17 protein-coding genes and 2 pseudogenes are annotated in these 21154 nt (G+C 72.2%); 10 read left to right on the top strand and 9 right to left on the bottom strand.

Annotated elements, in window-relative coordinates; genetic code table 11:
• Window positions 1-205: 205 nt before the first annotated feature.
• Both DPA01S_RS17560 and DPA01S_RS17555 read left to right on the top strand, forming a co-directional pair.
• Window positions 206-1352, top strand: a pseudogene (locus tag DPA01S_RS17560) (catalase); the annotation flags it as partial.
• A complete protein-coding gene (locus DPA01S_RS17555) occupies window positions 1347-1844 on the top strand; it encodes a catalase-related domain-containing protein (RefSeq protein WP_369691782.1) in 498 nt (165 codons plus the stop codon). The pseudogene DPA01S_RS17560 and the gene DPA01S_RS17555, both read left to right, overlap by 6 nt.
• Window positions 1845-2067: 223 nt before the next feature.
• Here the strand turns inward: DPA01S_RS17555 and DPA01S_RS17445 are convergent, their stop codons facing one another.
• Together DPA01S_RS17445 and DPA01S_RS05930 are read right to left on the bottom strand one after the other, a co-directional pair.
• Window positions 2068-4002, bottom strand: a complete 1935-nt coding sequence (locus DPA01S_RS17445) for a VanW family protein (protein ID WP_061914602.1) — start codon at window positions 4000-4002, stop codon at window positions 2068-2070.
• A 160-nt stretch (window positions 4003-4162) separates the two neighbouring features.
• Window positions 4163-5476, bottom strand: a complete 1314-nt coding sequence (locus DPA01S_RS05930) for an acetyl-CoA C-acetyltransferase (RefSeq protein WP_061914599.1) — start codon at window positions 5474-5476, stop codon at window positions 4163-4165.
• Between the two features lie 123 nt (window positions 5477-5599).
• Here DPA01S_RS05930 and DPA01S_RS05925 point away from each other — a divergent pair, with 123 nt between their 5' ends.
• From DPA01S_RS05925 to DPA01S_RS05910, 4 genes are all read left to right on the top strand, one after another.
• Window positions 5600-6949: a 3-oxoacyl-ACP reductase gene (locus DPA01S_RS05925; RefSeq protein WP_061914596.1), complete on the top strand. Its 1350-nt coding sequence runs from the start codon at window positions 5600-5602 to the stop codon at window positions 6947-6949.
• Window positions 6950-6955: 6 nt separating this feature from the next.
• Complete coding sequence (locus DPA01S_RS05920; protein WP_061914593.1) at window positions 6956-7861, top strand: MaoC/PaaZ C-terminal domain-containing protein; 906 nt, start codon at window positions 6956-6958, stop codon at window positions 7859-7861.
• A gap of 280 nt (window positions 7862-8141) precedes the next feature.
• Entirely contained in the window at window positions 8142-9482 is a 1341-nt protein-coding gene (locus DPA01S_RS05915; protein ID WP_232303038.1) for a PQQ-dependent sugar dehydrogenase, read from the top strand.
• Window positions 9483-9537: 55 nt separating this feature from the next.
• Window positions 9538-10770 carry a PQQ-dependent sugar dehydrogenase gene (locus tag DPA01S_RS05910; RefSeq protein ID WP_061914590.1) on the top strand — a complete coding sequence of 411 codons (1233 nt, stop codon included), beginning with the start codon at window positions 9538-9540 and terminating at the stop codon, window positions 10768-10770.
• A 17-nt stretch (window positions 10771-10787) separates the two neighbouring features.
• Here DPA01S_RS05910 and DPA01S_RS05905 read toward each other — a convergent pair.
• A pseudogene (locus DPA01S_RS05905) lies at window positions 10788-11590 on the bottom strand (fructosamine kinase family protein).
• The gene (locus tag DPA01S_RS05900) at window positions 11587-12972 is read right to left on the bottom strand and encodes an MFS transporter (protein ID WP_232303037.1); all 1386 of its coding nucleotides are present in this window, start codon (window positions 12970-12972) and stop codon (window positions 11587-11589) included. Before DPA01S_RS05900 ends, DPA01S_RS05905 begins: the two are co-directional and overlap by 4 nt.
• Before the next feature lie 44 nt (window positions 12973-13016).
• On the opposite strand from DPA01S_RS05900, the gene DPA01S_RS05895 reads away from it, so the two are divergent.
• From DPA01S_RS05895 to DPA01S_RS05880, 4 genes are all read left to right on the top strand, one after another.
• On the top strand, window positions 13017-14015 hold the full coding sequence (locus tag DPA01S_RS05895) for an SRPBCC family protein (RefSeq protein ID WP_232303036.1): 999 nt from the start codon (window positions 13017-13019) through the stop codon (window positions 14013-14015).
• 178 nt (window positions 14016-14193) lie between these two features.
• Window positions 14194-15261: a beta-ketoacyl-ACP synthase III gene (locus DPA01S_RS05890; RefSeq protein WP_061914587.1), complete on the top strand. Its 1068-nt coding sequence runs from the start codon at window positions 14194-14196 to the stop codon at window positions 15259-15261.
• 103 nt (window positions 15262-15364) lie between these two features.
• A complete protein-coding gene (locus DPA01S_RS05885; RefSeq protein ID WP_061229745.1) occupies window positions 15365-16459 on the top strand; it encodes an SGNH/GDSL hydrolase family protein in 1095 nt (364 codons plus the stop codon).
• Window positions 16460-16544: 85 nt separating this feature from the next.
• A complete protein-coding gene (locus DPA01S_RS05880; protein WP_061229746.1) occupies window positions 16545-17501 on the top strand; it encodes an SGNH/GDSL hydrolase family protein in 957 nt (318 codons plus the stop codon).
• Window positions 17502-17627: 126 nt separating this feature from the next.
• Here the strand turns inward: DPA01S_RS05880 and DPA01S_RS05875 are convergent, their stop codons facing one another.
• The 5 genes from DPA01S_RS05875 to DPA01S_RS16960 all read right to left on the bottom strand — a co-directional run.
• Window positions 17628-18899: a Dyp-type peroxidase gene (locus DPA01S_RS05875; protein ID WP_061914584.1), complete on the bottom strand. Its 1272-nt coding sequence runs from the start codon at window positions 18897-18899 to the stop codon at window positions 17628-17630.
• Window positions 18892-19452 (bottom strand): copper chaperone PCu(A)C, encoded by a 561-nt coding sequence (locus DPA01S_RS05870; RefSeq protein ID WP_061914581.1) that lies wholly within the window; start codon window positions 19450-19452, stop codon window positions 18892-18894. Before DPA01S_RS05870 ends, DPA01S_RS05875 begins: the two co-directional genes overlap by 8 nt.
• Window positions 19453-19521: 69 nt before the next feature.
• Entirely contained in the window at window positions 19522-20148 is a 627-nt protein-coding gene (locus tag DPA01S_RS05865) for a hypothetical protein (protein WP_061914578.1), read from the bottom strand.
• Between the two features lie 34 nt (window positions 20149-20182).
• Window positions 20183-20725 (bottom strand): NUDIX hydrolase, encoded by a 543-nt coding sequence (locus DPA01S_RS05860; protein WP_061914575.1) that lies wholly within the window; start codon window positions 20723-20725, stop codon window positions 20183-20185.
• Between the two features lie 137 nt (window positions 20726-20862).
• Window positions 20863-21154: hypothetical protein (locus DPA01S_RS16960; protein ID WP_198150715.1), on the bottom strand; the 292-nt coding region annotated here is incomplete at its 5' end.

Genomic DNA, 21154 nt, shown 5'->3' with positions numbered 1-21154 from the left:
TCTGACGGGCGGGCCCGCCCCGACCGCTAGACGAATCCGCTACTCCGGCTCCTGATCCGCTCCCTCTCCACGGGTAGCGGATCCGGAGGCCGGGTAGCGGATTTCGTATTTGCGCGAGCGGTGGTAGCGGGAAGCCCCGAGTCCTAGGGTCGGGGCCACGACCAGCCCCACCGGACGGGCGAAGCCTTCTACCCGAGGAGAATCGATGTCCGAGGAGCGCAGGCACGACGACCCCATTCTGACCACCCGCCAGGGACACCCGGTCCACGACAACCAGAACACCCGCACCGTCGGCGCCCGCGGCCCGGCGACGCTGGAGAACTACCAGTTCCTGGAGAAGATCAGCCACTTCGACCGCGAGCGGATCCCGGAGCGGGTCGTGCACGCGCGCGGCTTCGTCGCGTACGGCGAGTTCGAGGCGACCGGGAAGTGGGGCGACGAGCCCATCTCGAAGTACACCAGGGCCAAGCTGTTCCAGGAGGCGGGCAAGAAGACCGACGTCGCCATCCGCTTCTCAACGGTGATCGGCGGCCGGGACTCCTCCGAGGTGGCGCGGGACCCCCGCGGCTTCGCGGTGAAGTTCTACACGGAGGACGGCAACTGGGACCTCGTCGGCAACAACCTCGGCGTCTTCTTCATCCGCGACGCCATCAAGTTCCCGGACGTCATCCACTCCCTCAAGCCCGACCCCATCACGTTCCGCCAGGACCCCGCGGATCTACGACTTCATGTCGCAGTCGCCGGAGTCGATGCACATGCTGGTCAACCTCTTCAGCCCCCGCGGCATCCCGGCCGACTACCGGCACATGCAGGGCTTCGGCGTGAACACCTACCGCTGGGTCAACGCCGAGGGCGAGAGCCACCTGGTGAAGTACCACTGGCTGCCCCACCAGGGCGTCAAGAGCCTCACCGAGGAGGACGCGGCGAACATCCAGGCGAACGACACCGGTCACGCCTCAAAGGATCTGTACGAGGCCATCGAGAACGGCGACTACCCCAAGTGGGATCTGGTCGTGCAGATGATGTCGGATGACGACCATCCCGAGCTGGACTTCGACCCGCTGGACGACACCAAGACGTGGCCGGAGAACGACTTCGAGCCGAAGCTGGTCGGCACCCTGACGCTCAACCGCAACGTCACCGACCACCACAACGAGAACGAGCAGATCGCGTTCGGTACCGGCGTCCTGGTCGACGGCCTGGAGTTCTCCGACGACAAGATGCTGGTCGGCCGCACGTTCTCCTACAGCGACACCCAGCGTTACCGCGTCGGCGCCAACTACCTGCAACTGCCGGTCAACAGTGCCAAGAACGCGAAGGTCGCCACCAATCAGCGCGGCGGCCAGATGTCCTACGGAGTGGACCTGCAGGGGCAGAACCCGCACGTGAACTACGAGCCGTCCACGATGAACGGCCTGCGCGAGTCCGCGCCGACCGGCGAGAAGGAGGTGGGTCCCGAACTGCGTGGTCGTCTCACGCGCAGTGAGTACCCCCGCACCAACGACTACGTGCAGGCGGGCCAGCGCTTCCGCCTCATGGAGGACTGGGAGCGCGACGACCTGGTGAAGAACTTCATCGACAACATCGGGCAGGCCACGCGCGAGGTGCAGGAGCGCATGGTCTGGCACCTGTTCCTGTGCGAGGACGAGCTCGGCCAGCGGGTCGGCGACGGTCTGGGCATCTCGGCCGACGACGTCCGCCACCTCGAACCGCTGCCCAAGCAGCAGCTGACCGACGAGGAGCGCGATCGCATGGCCAACCTCGGCAAGAACGGCCCCCGCAACGTGGAGGGCCTGACGATGACGCACTGCGTGCCCAACGAGCGGGTCGTCGTCGAGCGCTGACGGTCGGGCACCGGCCCGGCCGGCCCCCACCGGCCGGGCCACCCCACCGAAATCCGCTACCCGGAATCTGGATCCGCTACCCCTGTGGGAGTAGCGGATCCGGGCGGAGGGTAGCGGATTTTGTTCGTGCGGGCGGCGCCGTGCGTGCGGGCGGCGCCGTGCGTGCGGGCGGCGCCGTGCGTGCGGGCGGCGCCGTGCGTGCGGGCGGCCCGGCGGGCGGCGGTCAGTTGCCGGGCAGGCCGGGGATGCGGATCTCCGGCAGGCCCGGGATGCGGATCGGGCCGGGGCCGGGCGGCGAGGGCGAGGGCGGTGGCGGGTCTGCTGCCCCGGCGTCGGGCTGTTCGGCCCGGCACTCGACCCGCTCCTGCGGGGGGTAGGTGGACGACACGGTGTCGGTGCTGACGGTGGTGCCGCCACGCTGGACGGTGCGGGTGACCCGCGCCGTGTAGCCGTCCCGGCCCGGGCTCGGTGTACAGCCGGCGGTGGTCACCACCCGGGTCGGCGCCCGCAGGACGTCGGTGCGGGGCGCCGTGGAGATACGGACGGTGTATTCGCGAGTGCCCCACAGTCGGACCGTCACCGAGTTCCCGCTGCCGGAGGCGTCGATCACGAGCCCGGTGCCCTGTGCGTTGCGGAACCCCACGTCGGCCGAGGCCGTGGCGTCCCGCCCGGAGGGGAACGCTTCGCCGTCGGCGCCGCGGGACGTGCGCACCGGGTCCTGGGCGCCGGCCTCGAGCGCGGCGTTGAACAGGGCGGTGGCCACGGCGTCGGCAGAGGTGTCCCCGGAGACGGTGCCTGCGATCTCCGCCATGGAGAAGCTCTCCCCCGCGGGGATGAAGTGCCCGGCGAGCGAGGCGATCATCGACTGGGCCCGCCCGTTCGCGCCGACGGCCACCGTGAACTGGCCGACCGGCTCGCGGATGCCGGCCCGTTCCGCCTCCTCGGTGGTGAGCTCGGGATCGCGGCCCACGTAGCTGACCGGCAGCACGCGCGGGCCCGCGGTGTCCGTGAGCTGGCCGGGGAGAGCACCGAGCAGCGGACCCCACTCGACCGTCCGTCCCTGGACCGCGGGCACGACCGTGGCGGTGGTCCCGCTGAACTCGAAGCCGGCGTCCCTGCCCTCCTGTTCGGTCGGCTCCAGGAGCGGCTCGAGGATCCCCTTGGCGGCGTCGGCGTCGAAGCGCGGCTCGAGCACGTCGCCCTCGCGGACGAAGGTCAGGTACTCGCCGATCCGATCGCGGGGGAAGACCACGGGCACGGCGTCGGGGTCGTCCGGGTCGATCATCTCGATCTCCCGCTCGGCGGACTCGGGACGCTCCCGGCCGGCGGGCGGCGGTGGGGCCGGCAGCCGGGTGGTGATGGTCGTGACCGGCGGCTCGGTCCCGTCCTCACGGAGCCGGGAGGCCAGCAGCGTCACGTCGCGGGTGGCGGCGGGTTCGGCCACGTCCCGGATCAGTGCGCGGACCTGCTCGGCGTCGGTCTCAGTGGGCGTGTAGTCCACGGGCAGGTCCACGCCGTCGTCGTCGAGCCAGTGCTCGAGCACCGCGTCGCGGGAGTTCTCGATCTGCAGGCGCTGGCCGTCGAGCGGGATGGCCGACCGGACCTGGTCGCGGTCGAACCAGATGGCCCCCTCGCGGGGCTCGAAGTCGGCCTGCAGCGCGAGCCGTTCGAGGAAGTCGGTGAGCCGGGCGTCCGGGATGACGCTGGCGATGCCGACGTCGGTGGACCACACCAGGCTGATCAGCCGGGTGATCGGGTTGAGGGGCTGCTCACCGGCCCGGTCGAGCGTGCCCTGCCAGTCCACCGACAGTCCGACCGCCTGCGGGTCCAGCGTCGTGGACACGGCCCCGGCGCGGAGATCCACCTCGTCGTCGACCCGTGGCCCCAACTCCTCGACCAGGCGCCGCTCGGCGTCGGCCGTGGTCATCCCCCCGACCTCGATCCCGGCGACCTCGGTGCCGCGCGGTACGCGCCCGATGCTGTTGACCAGGTCGAATCCGTACAGCACTGAGAGCGCCATGAACACGCCCACGCCCGTGTGCAGCCAGCGCGAGTGCACGCGGTAGCTGCGCCGCTCGGACGCGGTCGGCCGGGGGACGGACCCCTCGATGGCGACGGGTCGGGCCGGGCCGCCGTCGGTGCTGGTGGACTCGTCCACTCGTCGCGCCTCCTCACGAAGCGGGGCGGGGTCCCCGGCAGGGTGCCGGTCGTCAGACTCCCGCACTAAGCACTGTGCACACCACTATGACGGACCGGTGCGATGAGTGCAGCCCCCGCGCCGGGCGCGGGGGCTGCAGGTCAGGCGTTCCGGGACCGGGTCAGCGCTCGACGATCGCCGTGACGCCCTGGCCGCCGGCCGCGCAGATGGAGATGAGGGCGCGGCCTCCGCCGTTCTGCTCGAGCAGCTTGGCGGTGGCGGACAAAATGCGGCCGCCGGTCGCGGCGAACGGGTGGCCGGCCGCCAGCGAGGAGCCGTTGACGTTGAGCTTGGACCGGTCGATCGAGCCCAGCGCCTTGTCCAGACCCAACCGCTCGGTGCAGTACTCCTCGGACTCCCACGCGGCCAGGGTGGCCAGGACCTGCGAGGCGAACGCCTCGTGGATCTCGTAGTAGTCGAAGTCCTGCAGGGTGAGGCCGTTGCGGGCCAGCAGCCGCGGCACGGCGTAGGTGGGGGCCATGAGCAGGCCGTCCGGGTTGCGCCCTTCCTTGCCGTGGATGAAGTCCACGGAGGCGGTCTCGGAGTCCACGAGGTAGGCGCGGACGGGCAGCTTGTGCTCGGCCGCCCACTCCTCGCTGGCCAGCAGCACCGCGGAGGCGCCGTCGGTGAGCGGGGTGGAGTTGCCGGCCGTCATGGTGGCCTCGGTGCCGTGGGCCTCGGCGTCACGCTTGCCGAAGACGGGCTTGAGCTTGCCCAGCTTCTCCTCGGAGGAGTCGGGCCGCATGTTGTCGTCGCGGGCCACGCCCAGGTACGGGGTGACCAGGTCGTCCTGGAAACCCGACTCGTAGGAGGCGGCGAGGTTGCGGTGGCTGGCCGCGGCCAGGGCGTCCTGGTCGGCGCGCGAGACGCCGAACTCGCGGGCGGTGATCGCGGCGTGCTCGCCCATGGACAGCCCGGTGCGCGGCTCGGCGTTCTGCGGCTGCTCGGGCACGAGGCTCTGCGGGCGGATCTCGCCGAGCAGCTTGAGGCGGTCAAGGTTGCTCTTGGCCGCGGTGAGCTTGATGAGGGTCTTGCGCAGGTCGTCGTTGACCGCCAACGGGGCGTCCGAGGTGGTGTCGGTGCCGCCGGCGACGCCGGACTCGATACGGCCGAGCGCGATCGCGTCGGCGACCTGGATGGCGGCGGCCAGGCCGGTACCGCAGGCCTGCTGCACGTCGTAGGCCGGGGTCGACGAGTCGAGGACGGAGCCGATGACGGACTCGCGGGTGAGGTTGAAGTCGCGGGAGTGCTTGAGCACGGCGCCGGCGACGACGGACCCGAGGCGCTTGCCCTGCAGGTTGTAGCGGCTGGCCAGCCCGTCGATCGCCGCGGTGAGCATGTCCTGGTTGGAGGCGTCCGCGTACTTGCCGTTCGAGCGGGCGAAGGGGATTCGGTTGCCGCCGACGATGGCGACCTTGCGGGGGCTTGTGGTCACGTGTGTCACTCCCGTTTGTTCTCGGTGTCCGGTGGCCCGAAACGCGGCCCTGGCAGTATTGTTACTCAGCAGTAAGTTACTTGTCGACCCGCAGTACCGCACCTTTCCCAGGAGATGATCGCCATGGCGCAGGGCAACCTCGACCTCTACTCGCAGTTCGTGACCTCGGCCCCCGGGTCATTCATCGCCGGCAAGGTCGGCCTCCCGCAGCCGGAGCAGCTGCGCCGTCACGAGGCCGGTCAGCCCGCCCTCCACGGTCCGGTCCTCATCGGCGGGGAGGGTCGCCTGGTCGAGCCCGTCCGCGAGATGCTCTCCGGGGACTACGAGCTGGCCGCCGCCGGCGCCGAGGACAAGTTCGCCGGCCTCGTCTTTGACGCCACGTCATTCAAGCGGCCCGAAGACCTGGTCGCGCTGTACGAGTTCTTCAACCCGGTCGTGCGCAGCGTCATGGCCAGCGGCCGCATCGTCGTCCTGGGCACGACGCCCGAGGAGACCGGCTCGGTCGAGGAGCGCATCGCCCAGCGCGCGCTCGAGGGCTTCACGCGCTCGCTCGGCAAGGAGATGAAGCGGGGCTCCACCGTCCAGCTCGTGTACGTCTCCCCCGACGCCGACGCGGGCGCCTCCGGGCTCGAGTCGACCCTGCGGTTCGTCCTGTCGGCCAAGTCGGCGTACGTCGACGCCCAGGTGTTCCGCGTGGGCGCCGGTTCCGCCACCGCCCCGTCGTCGTGGGACCGACCGCTCGAGGGCAAGCTCGCCGTCGTCACCGGGGCCGCGCGCGGCATCGGTGCGGAGATCGCGGCGGTCCTCGCCCGCGACGGTGCACACGTGATCTGCTGTGACATCCCCGCCGCGGGCGAGTCGCTCTCGGCCACCGCCAACAAGGTCGGCGGCACCTCCCTGCCGCTCGACGTCACCGCCGCCGACGCCGCCGAGGTGCTGGCCAAGCACGTCACCGAGCGTCACGACGGCCGCCTCGACATCCTCGTCCACAACGCCGGAATCACCCGGGACAAGACCCTCGCCGGCATGGACGCCGCGCGCTGGGAGTCCGTCATGGCCGTCAACCTCATCGCCCCCGAGCGGATCACGGCCGAGCTCGCCGAGAAGGGCATCCTCGGCGAGGGCTCGCGCGTGGTGGGCGTGTCCTCCATCGCGGGCATCGCCGGCAACCGCGGCCAGACCAACTACGCCGCCTCCAAGGCCGGCGTGATCGGCTTCGTCAACGGCGCCTCCGCGGAGCTGGCCTCCAAGAACATCACGGTCAACGCCGTGGCGCCGGGCTTCATCGAGACCCAGATGACCGCCGCCATCCCGTTCGCGACCCGCGAGGCCGGTCGCCGCATGAACTCCCTGCAGCAGGGCGGCCTGCCGGTCGACGTGGCCGAGACCATCGCCTTCTTCGCCAACCCCGCCTCCTCCGCGGTCACCGACAACGTGATCCGCGTGTGCGGGCAGTCGCTGCTGGGGGCGTGATCGATCGTGGAATACACCCGGCTCCCCGGAATCCCCAACCTGCTCGGCCAGTACGGCAAGGCCGCGGTCGGCGCCCTCCCTGTCGTCGGCGGCTCCCGTGACGGAAAGTCGATGCCGTCGAAGGGCGTCGAGGTCACCGGCGTGCGCGTGGACGTGGCGAACCTCGCCGCCTACGCGCGCGTGTGCGGCCTGCGCCTGACCGACGAGCTGCCGCTGACGTACCCGTTCACGCTGGCGTTCCCCTTGAGCATGCAGCTCATGCTGGACCCGGACTACCCGGTGCCGGCCATGGGCTCGGTGCACCTGACCAACGAGATCGAATCGCGCCGCGCGCTGCGCGTCGGTGACGAGCTCAACATCCGCGCGCACGCCGAGAACCTGCGGGAGCATCCGGCGGGGTTGCTGTTGGACGTGGTCACCGAGATCAGGACCGGCGACGACGACGAGCCCGCCTGGGTGCAGCGGTCTGGCCTTCTCTCGAAGCGCAGGACCTCCCTGACCCCGCCGAAGGACGCGCCACGCCCGCCGAAGCCCGCGCCGCCGACCGCGGCCGAGATCGGCGACCCCACCCTGGTGAAGTCGGTGTCCGAGGCGCAGATCGCGGAGTACGCGGCCGTCTCCGGGGACCGCAACCCGATCCACGTGTCCAAGGTGGGTGCGAAGGCGTTCGGCTTCCCCAACGTCATCGCCCACGGCATGTGGACGGCTGCCACGCTACTCGGCACGGTCGAGGGCGGGATCCCCGAGCGGGCCCGCTACTCGGTGGAGTTCGGCAAGCCCGTGATCCTGCCGGCCAAGCTGGGTATCTATGCCCGCCGCGGCGGCGCCGGTGACCCGGCCTGGTCGTTGACGGTGCGCAACCCCAAGAAGCTGGAGACCGTGCACGCGACGGCGACGATCGAGGAACTCTAGGCCCCGCGGCGCACGCATCGACGAGAGCGTCCCGCACGCACCGCCCGAGAGGCGGCGTGCGGGGCGCTCCTGTCGTCTGGGGGTGTCGTAGGCGTCGGATATCGTCATCTGAGCCCTCGTGACATCCGTCGCCGGGGCCCGTTGCTCGCGACCCGTTTCCTGTGACCCGTTTCCTGTCACCCCGTTGCCTATCCCCGGAGGCCCCGTGTCCCGCTTGTCCCCTTCGCGTCCCCGCGTCCGCGCTCGAGCCGGCCTGCATGCCGGATCGATCGTCGGTGCGGTGACGGTCGCGGCCGTCACCGCGATGGTGGTTCCGTTGACCGCGAACGCCCAGAGTGCGGCGCCCGGTTCACTGTCCGGGTCGCTGGACGCCGGTTCATCGGGCTCGGCCGGGTCGGGCTCGGCCGGGTCGGGCTCAGCCGGGTCGGTCGGGTCGGTCGGGTCCGCCGGGTCCGCGGGTTCGTTGGGCGCGCCGGCCGCCCGACCCGAGGACCGCTATCCGGACGAGCCCCTGCCCGCCGGGCCGGGGGTCGAGGTGGAGACACTGGTCGGCGGCCTGACCATCCCGTGGGACGTGGTCCGCGATCCGAACGGCGTGGTGGTGACCGGTGAGCGCGGGACGGGCAGGGTTGTCGCGATCCACCCCGACGGGACGACCACCGACGTCGCGGCCGACTTCGGGGACCTGTTCACCGGCGGCGAGAGCGGCCTGATGGGTGTGGCGTTGGCGCCCGACTTCGCCCAGAGCCGCGAGGTCTACACCTGCCACTCGGAGAACTTCGCCGATGGCACGCCCGGTGACAGCCGCGTCACCGCCTGGCGCGCGGCGGACGACTGGTCGGCGCTCGAGGATCCCGAGGTGATCGTCCCCGGCATCGCCCGGCAGAACATCGGCCACCACTCCGGGTGCCGCATTCTCGCCCACCCGGACGGCACGCTCTACATCGGCACCGGTGACACCTTCCACGGCGCGGTCCCCCAGGACCTGCGGTCGCTCGGCGGCAAGGTCCTGCACGTGACCCGCGACGGCTCCCCCACCCAGGACCCGGCCCGCATCCCGGACGCGGACCCACGCATCTTCACCTTCGGCCACCGCAACGTCCAGGGCCTGGCCCTGCAGCCGGGGACGGGACGCCTCTTCTCGGCCGAGCACGGCACGCACCGCGACGACGAGATCAACCAGCTGCGGGCCGGCCGCAACTACGGGTGGGACCCGCTGCGGCCCGGGATCAACGAGCGCGACCACGACGACGCCTCGCCCATGACCGATCTGGTGAAGTTCCCCGACGCGGTCGAGGCGACGTGGTCGTCCGGCGATCCCACGCTCGCGACGAGCGGGATCGCGTTCCTGGACGATCCGTCGTGGGGCGAGTGGGACGGCGCGCTGGCGGTCGCGATGCTCAAGACCAAGCAGATCGTGCTGATGAGGCTCGACGAGGACGGGACCGGCGTGCTCGAGCTCGGGGCCGTCATCCCCGGCGAGCACGGCCGCATCCGCTCCCTGACCGCCGAGCCCGGCGGCACGCTGCTGGCCACCACCTCGAACGGCGGCGGCCGTGACGAGGTGCTCCGAATCCGGCCCGCCGCCGTTCCGGTGCCGCCGGCGCCGGGGGTCGAATAGGTTCGGACGGACGGAGGTTCACCCCTTCCCCGAGTCGTCCGACCCAGGAGCAGCCGTGCCCAGTCCCGCCTTCCCCCGCACCCTCGCCGGGCTCGCCGCCGCGGCGGCGGTCACCGTCGCCGTACCGCTCACCGCCTGCGCGCAGAGCAGCCTGCCCGGCGGCTCGTCCGGATCGATCGACACCAGCCTCATCCCGCCGGGCAGCCTCTTCCCCGCCACCCCGGGTATCGGCGCCGGCGAGGGCGTCGCGGTGGTGGAGGGCCCGGCGGTCGAGACCGAGACGGTCATGGACGGGCTGACCATCCCGTGGGACGTGGTCCGCGCACCGGAGGGGACCCTCCTCACCGGCGAGCGCGGCGGACGGATGGTCGTGCAGCGCCCCGGTGAGGAGCAGCGCGAGATCGGGATCGACCTGCCGGGCCTGTTCCGGCAGTCCGAGAGCGGTCTGATGGGCATGGCCGTGGACGCGGGCTTCGCTCAGAACCGCGAGATCCACGTGTGCTGGTCGCGGTCGCTCGGGGGCGAGCGTGACAACCGGATCTCCACCTTCGCCGTCGACGAGGACTGGACCGCCATGACGAAGGTCCGCGACACCCTCACCGGGATCCCACTCGGCGCGACCGGCCTCCACAGCGGCTGCCGCCTGCTCACCGCCCCCGACGGTTCCATCTACATCGGCACCGGGGACACCTTCACCGGCCCGGCCCCTCAGGACCCCGAGTCGCTGGCCGGCAAGAACCTGCACATCACGCCGGACGGCGACCCCGCGACGGGGGACTCGGTGGTCCACACGATCGGCCACCGCAACATCCAGGGTCTGGCGATCCACCCCGACACCGGCCGGATCTACTCCGCCGAGCACGGCCCGGACGTCGACGACGAGGTGAACCTGCTCGAACCCGGCGGGAACTACGGCTGGAACCCCGACGTCGGCGGCCGCTACGACCAGAACGTGCCGATGACCGACACCGCCAGGTTCCCGGACGCGATCGAGGCCGTCTGGTCCTCGGGCGCCCCGACGCTGGCGCCCGCGGACATCGAGTTCCTCGGCCCCGAGTGGGGCGAGTGGGCCGGCGCGCTGGCGATGGCCAACCTCAAGACACAGAAGCTGGTGCTGCTCCGACTGAGCGACGACGGCCGCTCGGTGATCGACGCCTCCGTGCTGCTCGAGGGCGAGTTCGGCCGGCTGCGGTCCCTGGCCCCCGAGCCGGACGGCTCACTGCTGGTGACCACCTCCGACGGCGACGGTCGCGACTCGGTGTTCCGGGTCAGCCCCGCCGGAGCCTGACGGCGGCCGCCGGGCGACTAGAGCGCCAGCACGCGCCGGGCGGCGTCGGCCAACGCGACCGCGTAGCCGGCGCCGTGCCCGGCCGAGTGGGTGGCGAGCGGGTGCAGCTGGTGCAGCGGCACCCGCTCCCGCCAGCCCTCCCGCAGCGGCCGGACCTCGCCGTAGCCACGCAGGATGTGATCGAGGTGCGGCGCGCCGAACAGGGCGAGCATCGCCAGGTCGGTCTCGCGGTGGCCCCCGTGCGCGGCGGGGTCGATGAGCACGGCCTCAACGCCGCCGTCGCCCGCCGCGCCGGCCCCGCCCCCGGCCGTCCACAGGACGTTCCCGTCCACAGGTCGCCGTGAATACGGGCGGGAGTGTCGCCGGGGTGGTCGAGCTCGCCGGCGGCCACGCGGTCGCAGGCCCGCTCGACCGCGGCCAGGTCGGCACCGTCGAGGACACCCAGGTCCACCGCGATGCGCACGAACGGCCGGACCCGCTGCTCGGCGTAGAACTCGCCCCACGAGTCGGTTGGCCTGCACTCCTGGGGACGGTTGCCGATGAAGCACCGGCCCGCCCAGCCGTCGGCGGGTGCGCCCCAGGCGGCCGCGCCCGCGTCGTGCATCGCCGCGAGCGACCGCCCGAACCGCAGAGCCGCGTCCGCCGTGGCGCGACCCGCGGGGATCTTCTCCAGGGTGATCTCGTCGTCGTCGACCCCCGTCACCTCCACGACGCGGGGCCCGCCGGGGGCCGCGGCGAGCCACGCCAGTCCGGCGGCCTCGTGGCGGAAGAAGTCGGGCCCGTGGTCCGAGCCGCGTTTGACGAACACATCGGCGCTCACGTCATGGTCTCCTTCTCGTGCGCGGGGGCTCGGTCTGCGAGATCGGGGTCGGCGGACTCGCGGCCGGCGGGCGTGCGATCGGCACGGCCGAGCAGCGGCCCGGCCAGGGCGACGATGAGGACGCCGCCGACGATCATCGGCGTCACGGTCCAGCGCAGGCCCGCGACCTCGGCGATGAACCCGACGAGCGGCGGCGAGGCGAGGAAACCGAGGCGCATCACCCAGTTGAGCACCGCGAGCCCGGCACCGGGGGCCAGGCCGGGCACGGAGTCGGCGCCGACCATCGCGCCCGGGATGACGGTCGCGATTCCCCACCCCGCCAGCACGAACCCGGCGAGCAGGACCACCAGAAGGGTCGACCCGTCGAGCGTGAACGACGCGACGAACGCGGCGCTCGCGCCCACCATCACGAACAATCCGCCCGCGCGGGCGAGTCGGGCGGCGCCGAACCGTTCGACCAGCGCGTCGCCGCTGACGCGGCCGGCCAGCTGCGCGCCCTGCACGGCGATGAAGCCGAGCCCGGCGAGTCCCGCCCCGGCGATGGTGGTCTCACGCAGGTAGAGCGCCGACCAGGTCTGGGCGAAGTCCTCGACGAGCTCGGCACAGCACGCGAACAGGCCGAGCGCGATCAACAGCAGGAGCGCGCGGCCGCCGGGGAGGCGGCGGGCGGCCGGGGCGGTGTCATCGGGTACTGCTTCTCCCGGCACCGCGTCGAGGTCACGGCCCCGCTCGTCCTCGGCGGCGGCGGGGCCCAGCCGCATCGGGTACGCGGCCGCGGCGGCCAGCGCGCACACCACGGCGGCCCCGATCATCTGGACCCGGACCGACGCCCCCGCGCCGGCGGCCACCGACCCGCCCGCGGCGCCGAGCACCGCCCCGAGAGACCACAGCGCGTGGAACCGGTTGATCAGAGACCGGCCGTGGCGCAGCTGCACGCGGATGCCGTGGGCATTCATGGACACGTCGGTGATGGCGTCGCACACGCCGAACGCCAACAGCAGCGCCGCGAACACGGCCACGACGGGCGAGAACCCCACGAGCGCGGCGGTCACGGACGCGCCGACCATCATGGCCACGGCGACGGCCCCGTCTGAGCGATGCCTCATGAGGGCGGGCGTGAGCAGCCCGCCGACCAGCGCCCCGGCCGGGTAGCAGGCCATCGCCAGCCCGAACTCCCCCGCGCCCAGGTCGAGGGCGCTCTTGAGGTCGGGCAGGCGGGGCACGATCGCGCCGAAGATCGCGCCGTTGGCGGCGAAGAGCAGGGCGGTCGCGGCGATGGGCCCCCGGACGCCGCGGACACGGGCCGTGTCGCCGGGGGCACGGGCCGTGTCGCCGGTGGGGCCGGCGTGTCCGGCCGTTCCGGTCCCGCTCGTCGAGGTCACGCCCGCCAGGGTACGGCCCGGGATGCGGCGGTAGCGTTGTGCGCGTGGAGCGGTCGACCGACGGGCGGGAGCGGGACATGTACGACGTGGCGGCGGAGGTCCGGACGGACGACGGCAGCACCCGCGTGGTGTGCAGCGTGCCGCTGCCGGTCGCGCCGGAGGTCGTGTGGGACGCGGTCGCCACGGCGGAGGGCATCGCGTCGTGGTTCGTCTCGTGCGCGATGGAGCCGCGGATCGGCGGGCGGATCGTGCAGTTCGCCGACCCGGGCGCGCCCGACCCCACGACCGGCCCGGAGGCCGCGGCCGAGGCCATGCTCACCGCGACCGTCGGGGAGATCACCGAGTACTCGCCGCCCACCGCCGACGCGCCGGGCGTCTTCGCCTACGTGGAACGTGACTGGATGGGCGAGGGCGTGCCCGTGCCGCCGTGGGAGACGTCGTGTGAGGTGGTCGACGACGACGAGGGCGGCAGCGTGCTCACCCTGCGGTCCGGGTTCGGCTCCGGCGGGGAACTGGCGGGACAGTCCGTGTCGGGCAGTGTCGACGGGTGGGCGCAGGCGCTGACCGTGCTTGCCCACCGGCTGACCCATCGCCCGGCCGGCGGGGTGGTGACCGTGGACGCGGCCACCGATCCCGTGCAGCAGACGGTGCCCGAACTGTGGGCCCGCGTGACGTCGCGACTGATCGCCCCTGCGTCGGGGGTCGGCCACAACCCGGCCGGTGGCTCGGGGAGCGGCTCGGGGAACAGCGGCGTCGTAGCGCGCTCGGGCGAGGTCGGCGGCATCGTCGCGACCGAGTCGGAGGCGTCGCGCACGCTCATCCTGTCCGCCCCCGTCGACGGGATGCTCGAGCTGTTCGCCTTCCCGGCGGGCGAGACGCATGAGGACGCGGCCGGTCGGGCGGCCCTGGCGTTGCGGGTCTACGAGTACGTCGACATGCCCGGCGGCGACGGCCGCCCGCTGGGTGCCGCGGCGGTCGACGTCACGCCCTCCTGGGACGCACCGCGCTGGCGTGCATGGCTCGAAGGGCTGCTGGCGGACTGATCCGCGAGCGGCGGACCTGCGGTTACGCGCGTCGGCGGGTCGGCTCGGGTCGGCCGGGGGTGACGGTGGAAACACGGCGGTACGGTGAGCCGATCTACCCTGTGCCCGCAGTAGGGTGACGGGGAGTACGACACGAGCGCCGGGAGGCGCCGTCCACCGACGAGGAGCGAGATCGCCAATGGCGGATTCCAACGAGACCGTGACCATCGCGACCGGCGAGGGCGCCACAGGCACGACCCTCCTCGGCATCGGGGCGTACCGCCCCGAGCGTGTGGTGAGCAACGAGGAGATCTGCGAGAAGATCGACTCCACCTCCGAGTGGATCTACGAGCGCTCCGGCATCCTCAACCGCCACGTCGCCGGTCCGGACGAGGGCATCGTCTCCATGTCGATCGAGGCGGCCCGCGCGGCCGTCACCTCGGCCGGCATCGACGCCGACCTGATCGATGCCCTGATCGTGTGCACGTCCACCAACTGGACCCAGGTGCCGCACGCGGCCCCACAGGTCGCCACCGCCCTCGGGCGCAACGGCATCGCGGCGTTCGACCTCACCGCCGGCTGCGCGGGCTTCGGCTACGGCCTGGCCGTAGCCACCAACATGATCCGCGGCGGCGGCGCCCGCTACGTGGTGGTCGTGGGCGTGGAGAAGATGACTGACGGCATCGACTTCTCCGACCGCAACACGGCCTTCATCTTCGGTGACGGTGCCGGCGCCGTGGTGGTGGGCCCGTCGGAGACCAACGACATCAGCCCGGTCGTGTGGGGGTCCGACGGAGAGCAGGGCAGCGCCATCCGCCAGACCAAGGATTTCAAGCAGTACGTCGACGAGGTCGACGCCTCCGCCGCCGCAGCGCGCGAGGAGGCCGTGCTCCAGCCCTTCCTGGTCATGGACGGTTCCAAGGTTTTCCGCTGGGCCGCCGTGCAGGTGTCCAAGGTGTGTGCACAGACGTTGGAGGCGGCGGGCGTGACGGCCGAGCAGATCCAGGCGTTCATCCCCCACCAGGCCAACGGCCGCATCAACTCGGCCATGGCCAAGCACCTCGGGCTGCCGGACTCGGTGGCGATCGCCAACGACATCGAGCAGACCGGCAACACCTCCGCCGCCTCGATCCCGCTGGCGATGGAGACCATGCTGCGGGAGGGAGAGGCCGAGCCGGGTCAGATCGCGCTGTGCATCGGCTTCGGGGCGGGACTGTCCTACGCGGGGCAGGTCCTGCGGCTGCCGGCCAAGCCGCCCGCGAGCTGACGCACCGACTCGCTTGACCCCGCGCCCTCCCGGCCCCACGACACGCCTCGTGGCGGGCCGGGAGGGCGCCCAACTAGACACGTGTTCATGGGACGCTGAGGGCGTGCACACGTCCTTTCCCCGCCGCTCCGCGCGCCGTCTGATGTCCGGTGCCGCAGCGGCTGCCGCCGTCCTGTTGTCCCCGCTGCTCGCGGCTCCCGCCGGGGCCGCGCCCGCTCCCACGATCCCGGCGCCGATCACCCCGGAGACGGCGCCGCTCGAGGTGGCCAGCGGCTCGGTGCAGACCCTCGGCGCGAACATCGCCGGGCAGGTCAGCGGGGCCGGGATGGGCCCGTCGGTTCACGCCGGCCCCGGCACCGGCCCGTCGAACTACGTGGCGCTCGGGGACTCCTACGCCGCCGTGGGCCGGATCGCGCCGGGCGCGTGGGGTGCAGGCCCGGTCGCGTGCGTGCGCACCTCCGACGCGTACCCGACCGTGGTGGCCCGCGCGCTCGGCGTGGGTACGTTCGTCAACGCCACCTGCGGGGGCGCAGTGGTCGACGACTTCCGGACCGCCGGACGGACCGGTGCCCCGCCGCAGTTCGACGCGCTCGACTCCGACACCGATCTGGTGTCGATGACGATCGGCGGCAACGACGTGGGATTCGGTGCGGTGATCGTCGCCTGCGCACTGCGTCCCAACACCGCGCCCGAGCTTCTGCCGCTCGTCGACGGCGCGACCGGGAACCTGTCGAAGGGCTTCGACCCCACCACCGGCTGCTCGGACGTGATCGACCGGCAGGCCGCCGAGGCGCTCGAGCACCTCGATGAGCGTTTGGACGGCGTGTACGCCGAGATCGCTCGGCGCGCGCCTCGGGCCCGCGTCGTGACGATCGGGTATCTCGCGGCCGTCCCGGAGGATGACGCGGTCATCCAGCAGTCGCCGTCGTGCGCGCCGTTCATGGCGATCAGCGCCGAGGAGCGGGCCAAGGTCCGCGGGTTCCAGGACAGCATCAACCGCGTGGTCCGCGCCGCCGCCGAGCGCAACGGCGTCACCGTCGTGATCCCGGATGAGCCCGGTCACTCGATGTGCACCTCGCCCGACACCCGCTGGGTCGACTTCACCGGGCTCGAGACCGGCGCGGTCCCGGTCCATCCGACCTCGGCCGGCCACGCCCACGTCGCCGACCGCGTGCTGGCGGCGCTCGCTGACGGCTGAGGGGCCGAGTGGTCACGCTTGAGGACAACTGTCCAGTTGCGTCGATCGCCGATCGGAACGGTGGTGATGAGGAGACACTGAGATCATGTCGACTCCTCATCGCCGCCGACGCGGCCCTCTCACCACGTCCCTCGCCCTCTCCGCTGCCGCCGTTCTCGTCGCGACGCCCGCCGCTGCCGCCCAGTCCACAGCTCAGCCCGACGGGGCGATCGCCGTCAGCTCGCTGGGCGCGACCAACGAGATCCCGGGCAGCGTCGCCGGGTCTCTGGGCTCTCTCGCCGAGCCCGCCTACCCCGAGTACGTCGCACTCGGTGACTCGTATGCTGCCTTCGGCGATCAGTCAGGCGTGGCGGCGCCCTGCGGCAGGAGTGCGAGCAACTACCCCGGCCTGCTCGATGCGAACCCGGCTGTCGGCGAGCTCACCGATGTCACCTGCGGCGGGGCCGTGACCGAGGACTTGTTCGAGGCGCAGCACCCAGGCGTCGCCCCCCAGCTCGAAGCCCTCGACGAGGACACCGATCTCGTGACGCTGTCCATCGGCGGTAACGACGTGGGTTTCGGTTTGATCGTCCAGTGCATCACCGGTGGCCTGCCGGGCTCCCCCCGCGACTGCGAGAGTGAGCTGGGCACTACGGTGAGCGGTCTCATCGCTGACGTGTACGGCGAAGACGGCGCGGTCGCCGACATCTACGCCGAGATCGCCGAGCGCTCGCCCGATGCGACGGTGATCGCGACCCAGTACCTGCCCCTGATGCCCGCCGATGACGCGGACGGCTGTGCGTTCACCCAGTTCGTCGGGGACGAGAACCTGGAGTGGGCCCGCGAGATCACCCAGGAGATCAACGACGCGGTCGACGAGGCGGCCCGCCGCAACGGCCACGTCTCGGTGCTGCCCGTCGATGACACGGACCGCAGTGGCTGTGCTCCGGCGGACGAGCGGTGGGTCGTGTTCGCCGATGGCTCCGAGAACAATGCGGCGCCGTTCCACCCCACCGCCCTCGGCCAGCAGGCGATGGCGGCCGCGATCGCCGCGGCGCTCTGATCCAGTCTGCCCCGATCCGGTCCGCCGCGGCCAGCACCGCAGCCGCTCCTCGGGATGGCGTCTCGCACACACCGCGGGGCGGGCGAGACGCCATCGGCAGCGGCGGCTGCGGAGAGAACGCGGGCATCAGCCCTCGAACAGGGTCTGCCCCACGTAACCGCCCTCGGGCGCGCCGGGCGGGAGCGCGAACACGGCGGAGCCGATGGGGATGGTCCACGTGTTGAGCGCGTCCTGCTCGGCGAGCCGCCGCTGGACCGGGATGTACGTGCGTACCGGGTCGGCCTGATAGGCGGTGAACAGCAGACCGCTGTTGCTGATCTCGCCGTCCTCCGGCGGGTCGTCGTAGTTGTACGGCCGCCGCAGCATGGCCTCGCCCCTGTTCCGCTGGCGGGCCCGCGCCATGTGCGACTCGGGCGGGATCACCGGCAGGCCGGTCTCGTCGATCGCCTCGAAGTCGGCCGGATCGCGTTCGTTCCGGCCGGTCAGCGGCGCGCCGGTGGCGAGACGCCGGCCCACGCTGAGTTCGCGTGACGTGCGGTCGATCTCCTCCCAGGTGTCCATGGTCATGCGGATGCGCCGCAACACCAGCGACGATCCGCCCCGCATCCAGCGCTGTTCGCTGCCGTCGGAGAACAGGATCTGGTCGAAGTCCACGTCGTCCGGCCGCGGGTTCTCGGTGCCGTCGATCTGCCCGAACAGGTTGCGTTGCGTCCGCCCGCTGGGGTCGGTGCCGACGGCCTTGCGAAAGCCCCGCTGCGCCCACCGCTGCCGCGCGACACCCCGCACGCCGGATGCGAGGATCCGGGCGGCGTGCGAGACGATCAGCGGGTCGTCAGCGCAGATCTGCAGGAGCAGGTCGCCCTCCGACCACCGGTCCTCTAGCTGGTCGATCTGCGGGAACGCGGGCAATTGCGCGAGCCACGACGGCCGTTTCTCCGGCATCCCGGCGGCGTCGAAGAAGCCGGGCCCGAGGCCGATCGTCACGGTGAGACGCGCCGGGTCCTCGGCGAGCTCTGGCTCGAGATCGGCCAGGCCGCCCCGCCCCTGGGTGAGGCGGGCGGCGTCCTGGGACCAGGCGCGCAGAACGCCCTGGATCTCGGTGCGCGTCGCTCCCGGAACGATGTCGAACGCCACGAACGCCGCGTGAGATTGCGGTGCCGTGGTGATGCCGGACTGGCGCGGGCCGTGGAACGGTTCCGTGGTGGTCCCCACGACCCGCGAGTCGGCGACCGTCTTCCAGTCGGCGATCGCCTCGTCGTCGTCGACGACACCCCGCCCCGCGTAACCCGCGGCGCCCCCGACGACGCCGCCACCCACCACGGCCGCGACGCCGCCGGTGAGCACGGACCGCCGGGGCAGGCCGCGCCGGATCAGACCACGTCGGGCCTGGTCAGCCATCGTGAATCATGCCTCCGTGCGCCTCGTGGCCGGAAGCGGCGTGCCCGCCGCCGACGTACTCCTCCTCGCCACCTTGGAAGTCGCGGGCGAAGACGGTGACGTCCTGTTCGGCGCCGTCGAATTCGAGGGTCAGTGTGATCTGCTGGCCGGTCGTGATGGGCTCGTCGAGGTCCATGAGCATGATGTGGTTGCCGCCGGGCTCGAGGACGAGCTCGCCGCCGGCCGGGATGACGAAGCCGTCCTCGCGTTCCTTCATCATCATGCCGCTCGCGCCGGGGACGGTCTCGTGGAGTTCGGTGCTGCCGCCGAGGTCGCCGTCGACGCCGGTGAGGTGCAGGTCGCTGTCACCAGGATTGCGGATGGTGCCGAAGACGCCGGACATCTCGGTGTCGGTGGCTTTGGCCCAGCCGTCGTCGAAGGTCACCAGGGCGGTGGCGGCGCCGGCCTCGGCGGCCGCGTCACCGGTGTCGGCGTCGTCGGAGCCGCAGGCGGCGGTGAGGGCGAGCGCGAGGGCGGTGGCCGCCGCGAAGGCGGCACGGGTGTGGGTACGCATGGGTGTGTGTCCTTGGTGGTGTGTGATCGTCCGGCCGCGTGGTGCGCGCCGGTGCGTGAACAGGTGGGATCACACGGCCACGGGCGGCGCCCGGGTTCCCCCGCGGGCCAGGAGGTACCGTCCGCGCGGGGCGTCGGCGTCGTAGGAGGCCAGGAGTCGGGCGACGACGACGAGGTGAGCCGTCACGGGAGTGGGCATCACCCGGGCCGCCAGCCAGGACAGCGTCCCGGTCAGGATCGCCACCAGCGCGAGCGTGAGGACGATCGCGGCCAGGTGGGCGCCGAGCATCGCCGGCGTGAGCAACGTCGATGCCGAGGCCGCCGGGTCGAGGCTGACGCCGTCCATCGCGGCACGAACGGCCGCCGGGTTCGTCGCATGGTGGCCGAGCGGGCCGGCCGCGCCGTGCGAGTGCCCGGAGGCCAGCACCAGGTGGACGACCCCCTGACCGGCGACGAGTCCGGCCGCCGAGGTGAGGATCGGTGACCGCTGCCGGGCGAGGGCCGCGGTGACCACGCCGACACCGGCGCTGGCGGCGGCGACCATGAAGATCTGCCCCGGAGTGGGCGGACCCGCCGCTGCACCGGCGGCCAGACCGTGGGCGCTGATGCCGAACACGCCGCTGACCAGTGCGACCACGATTCCCACGACCGCGGTCACCACGGGTGGGACCTCGGCGCGCAGGCGGTCGGCGGACATGACCCGATTCTAGGCTGGGCCTACGACAGGGCCCCTATCCGGCGGCTGCGCCTTCTGCGGTGGTGTCCTCCACGGGGGCGCCCTCTGCGCGCGTGCCCTCGGTGGTGGTCGCGAGGCGGGTGCGTTCCTCGTCGGCCAGGCCCGCCTCTATGCGCGCGAGCATATGCGGGCTCATGTCGGGCAGGTCGTCGATCGCGAACCAGCGGGCGTCGGTGTTCTCACCGTCCGCGGGGTGCGGCTCGCCGCCGAGGTAGGTGCAGGCGAAGGTGTGGTCGATGTACTGCGCCCGGTCCCCGTTGGCATACGTGACCATTCGGGAGACGCCGAGGGAGGCGAGTCGGTCGACGCGGATGTCCACGGCAGCTTCTTCGCGCGCTTCGCGCACTGCGGTGTGGGCCGGGTGCTCACCGGGGTCGATGATGCCGGTGACGGGGGTCCACCATCCGTTGTCGCTGCGTCGGACGAGCAGGATCCGCTCACGGTCGGGATGGCGGATGACGGCGGTGGCCCCGGCGAGCCACAGGGGGGCGGTGCCCACGTGCTCACGGAGCTTCAGGACGAAGTCGGGGATGGACATGCCCCGAGGGTATCGGCCCCTACGACACGGGCGACGGCCCCGAGATGCGGCGATCCCCCGCGGACCATATGGTCAGCGGGGGATCGCGTGGAGTCGGATCAGTTCATCGGTCGGTCAGACCGAAATGCGAACCCGAATCAGGAAGGCAGCTGCTGCTCGGGTTCGCACTCGTGCCGCTCCATGGAGCCGTTGTCCTTGAGGAAGTCGATCGCCTCCTGCGGCAGGTTGCAGACCGCCCCGACGTTGATCGCCGGGAGCGGCGGCAGGTTGACGCCACCGGAGATGGCCAGGCCGAGGCCGATGCTGCCCGCGGCGAGCGAGCCCACGGCCAGGATGGCACCGGCTTCGGAGCCAGCGATGTTCGTGACCGAGTCACCGGCCTTGGAGCCGTTTCCGCTGGAGCCCGTGGCGAGCTTGTCCAACGAACCC

This window comes from Dietzia papillomatosis NBRC 105045 (assembly GCF_001570845.1).
Classification (GTDB): domain Bacteria; phylum Actinomycetota; class Actinomycetes; order Mycobacteriales; family Mycobacteriaceae; genus Dietzia; species Dietzia cinnamea.
This window is presented reverse-complemented; position numbering and strand designations above follow the sequence as displayed.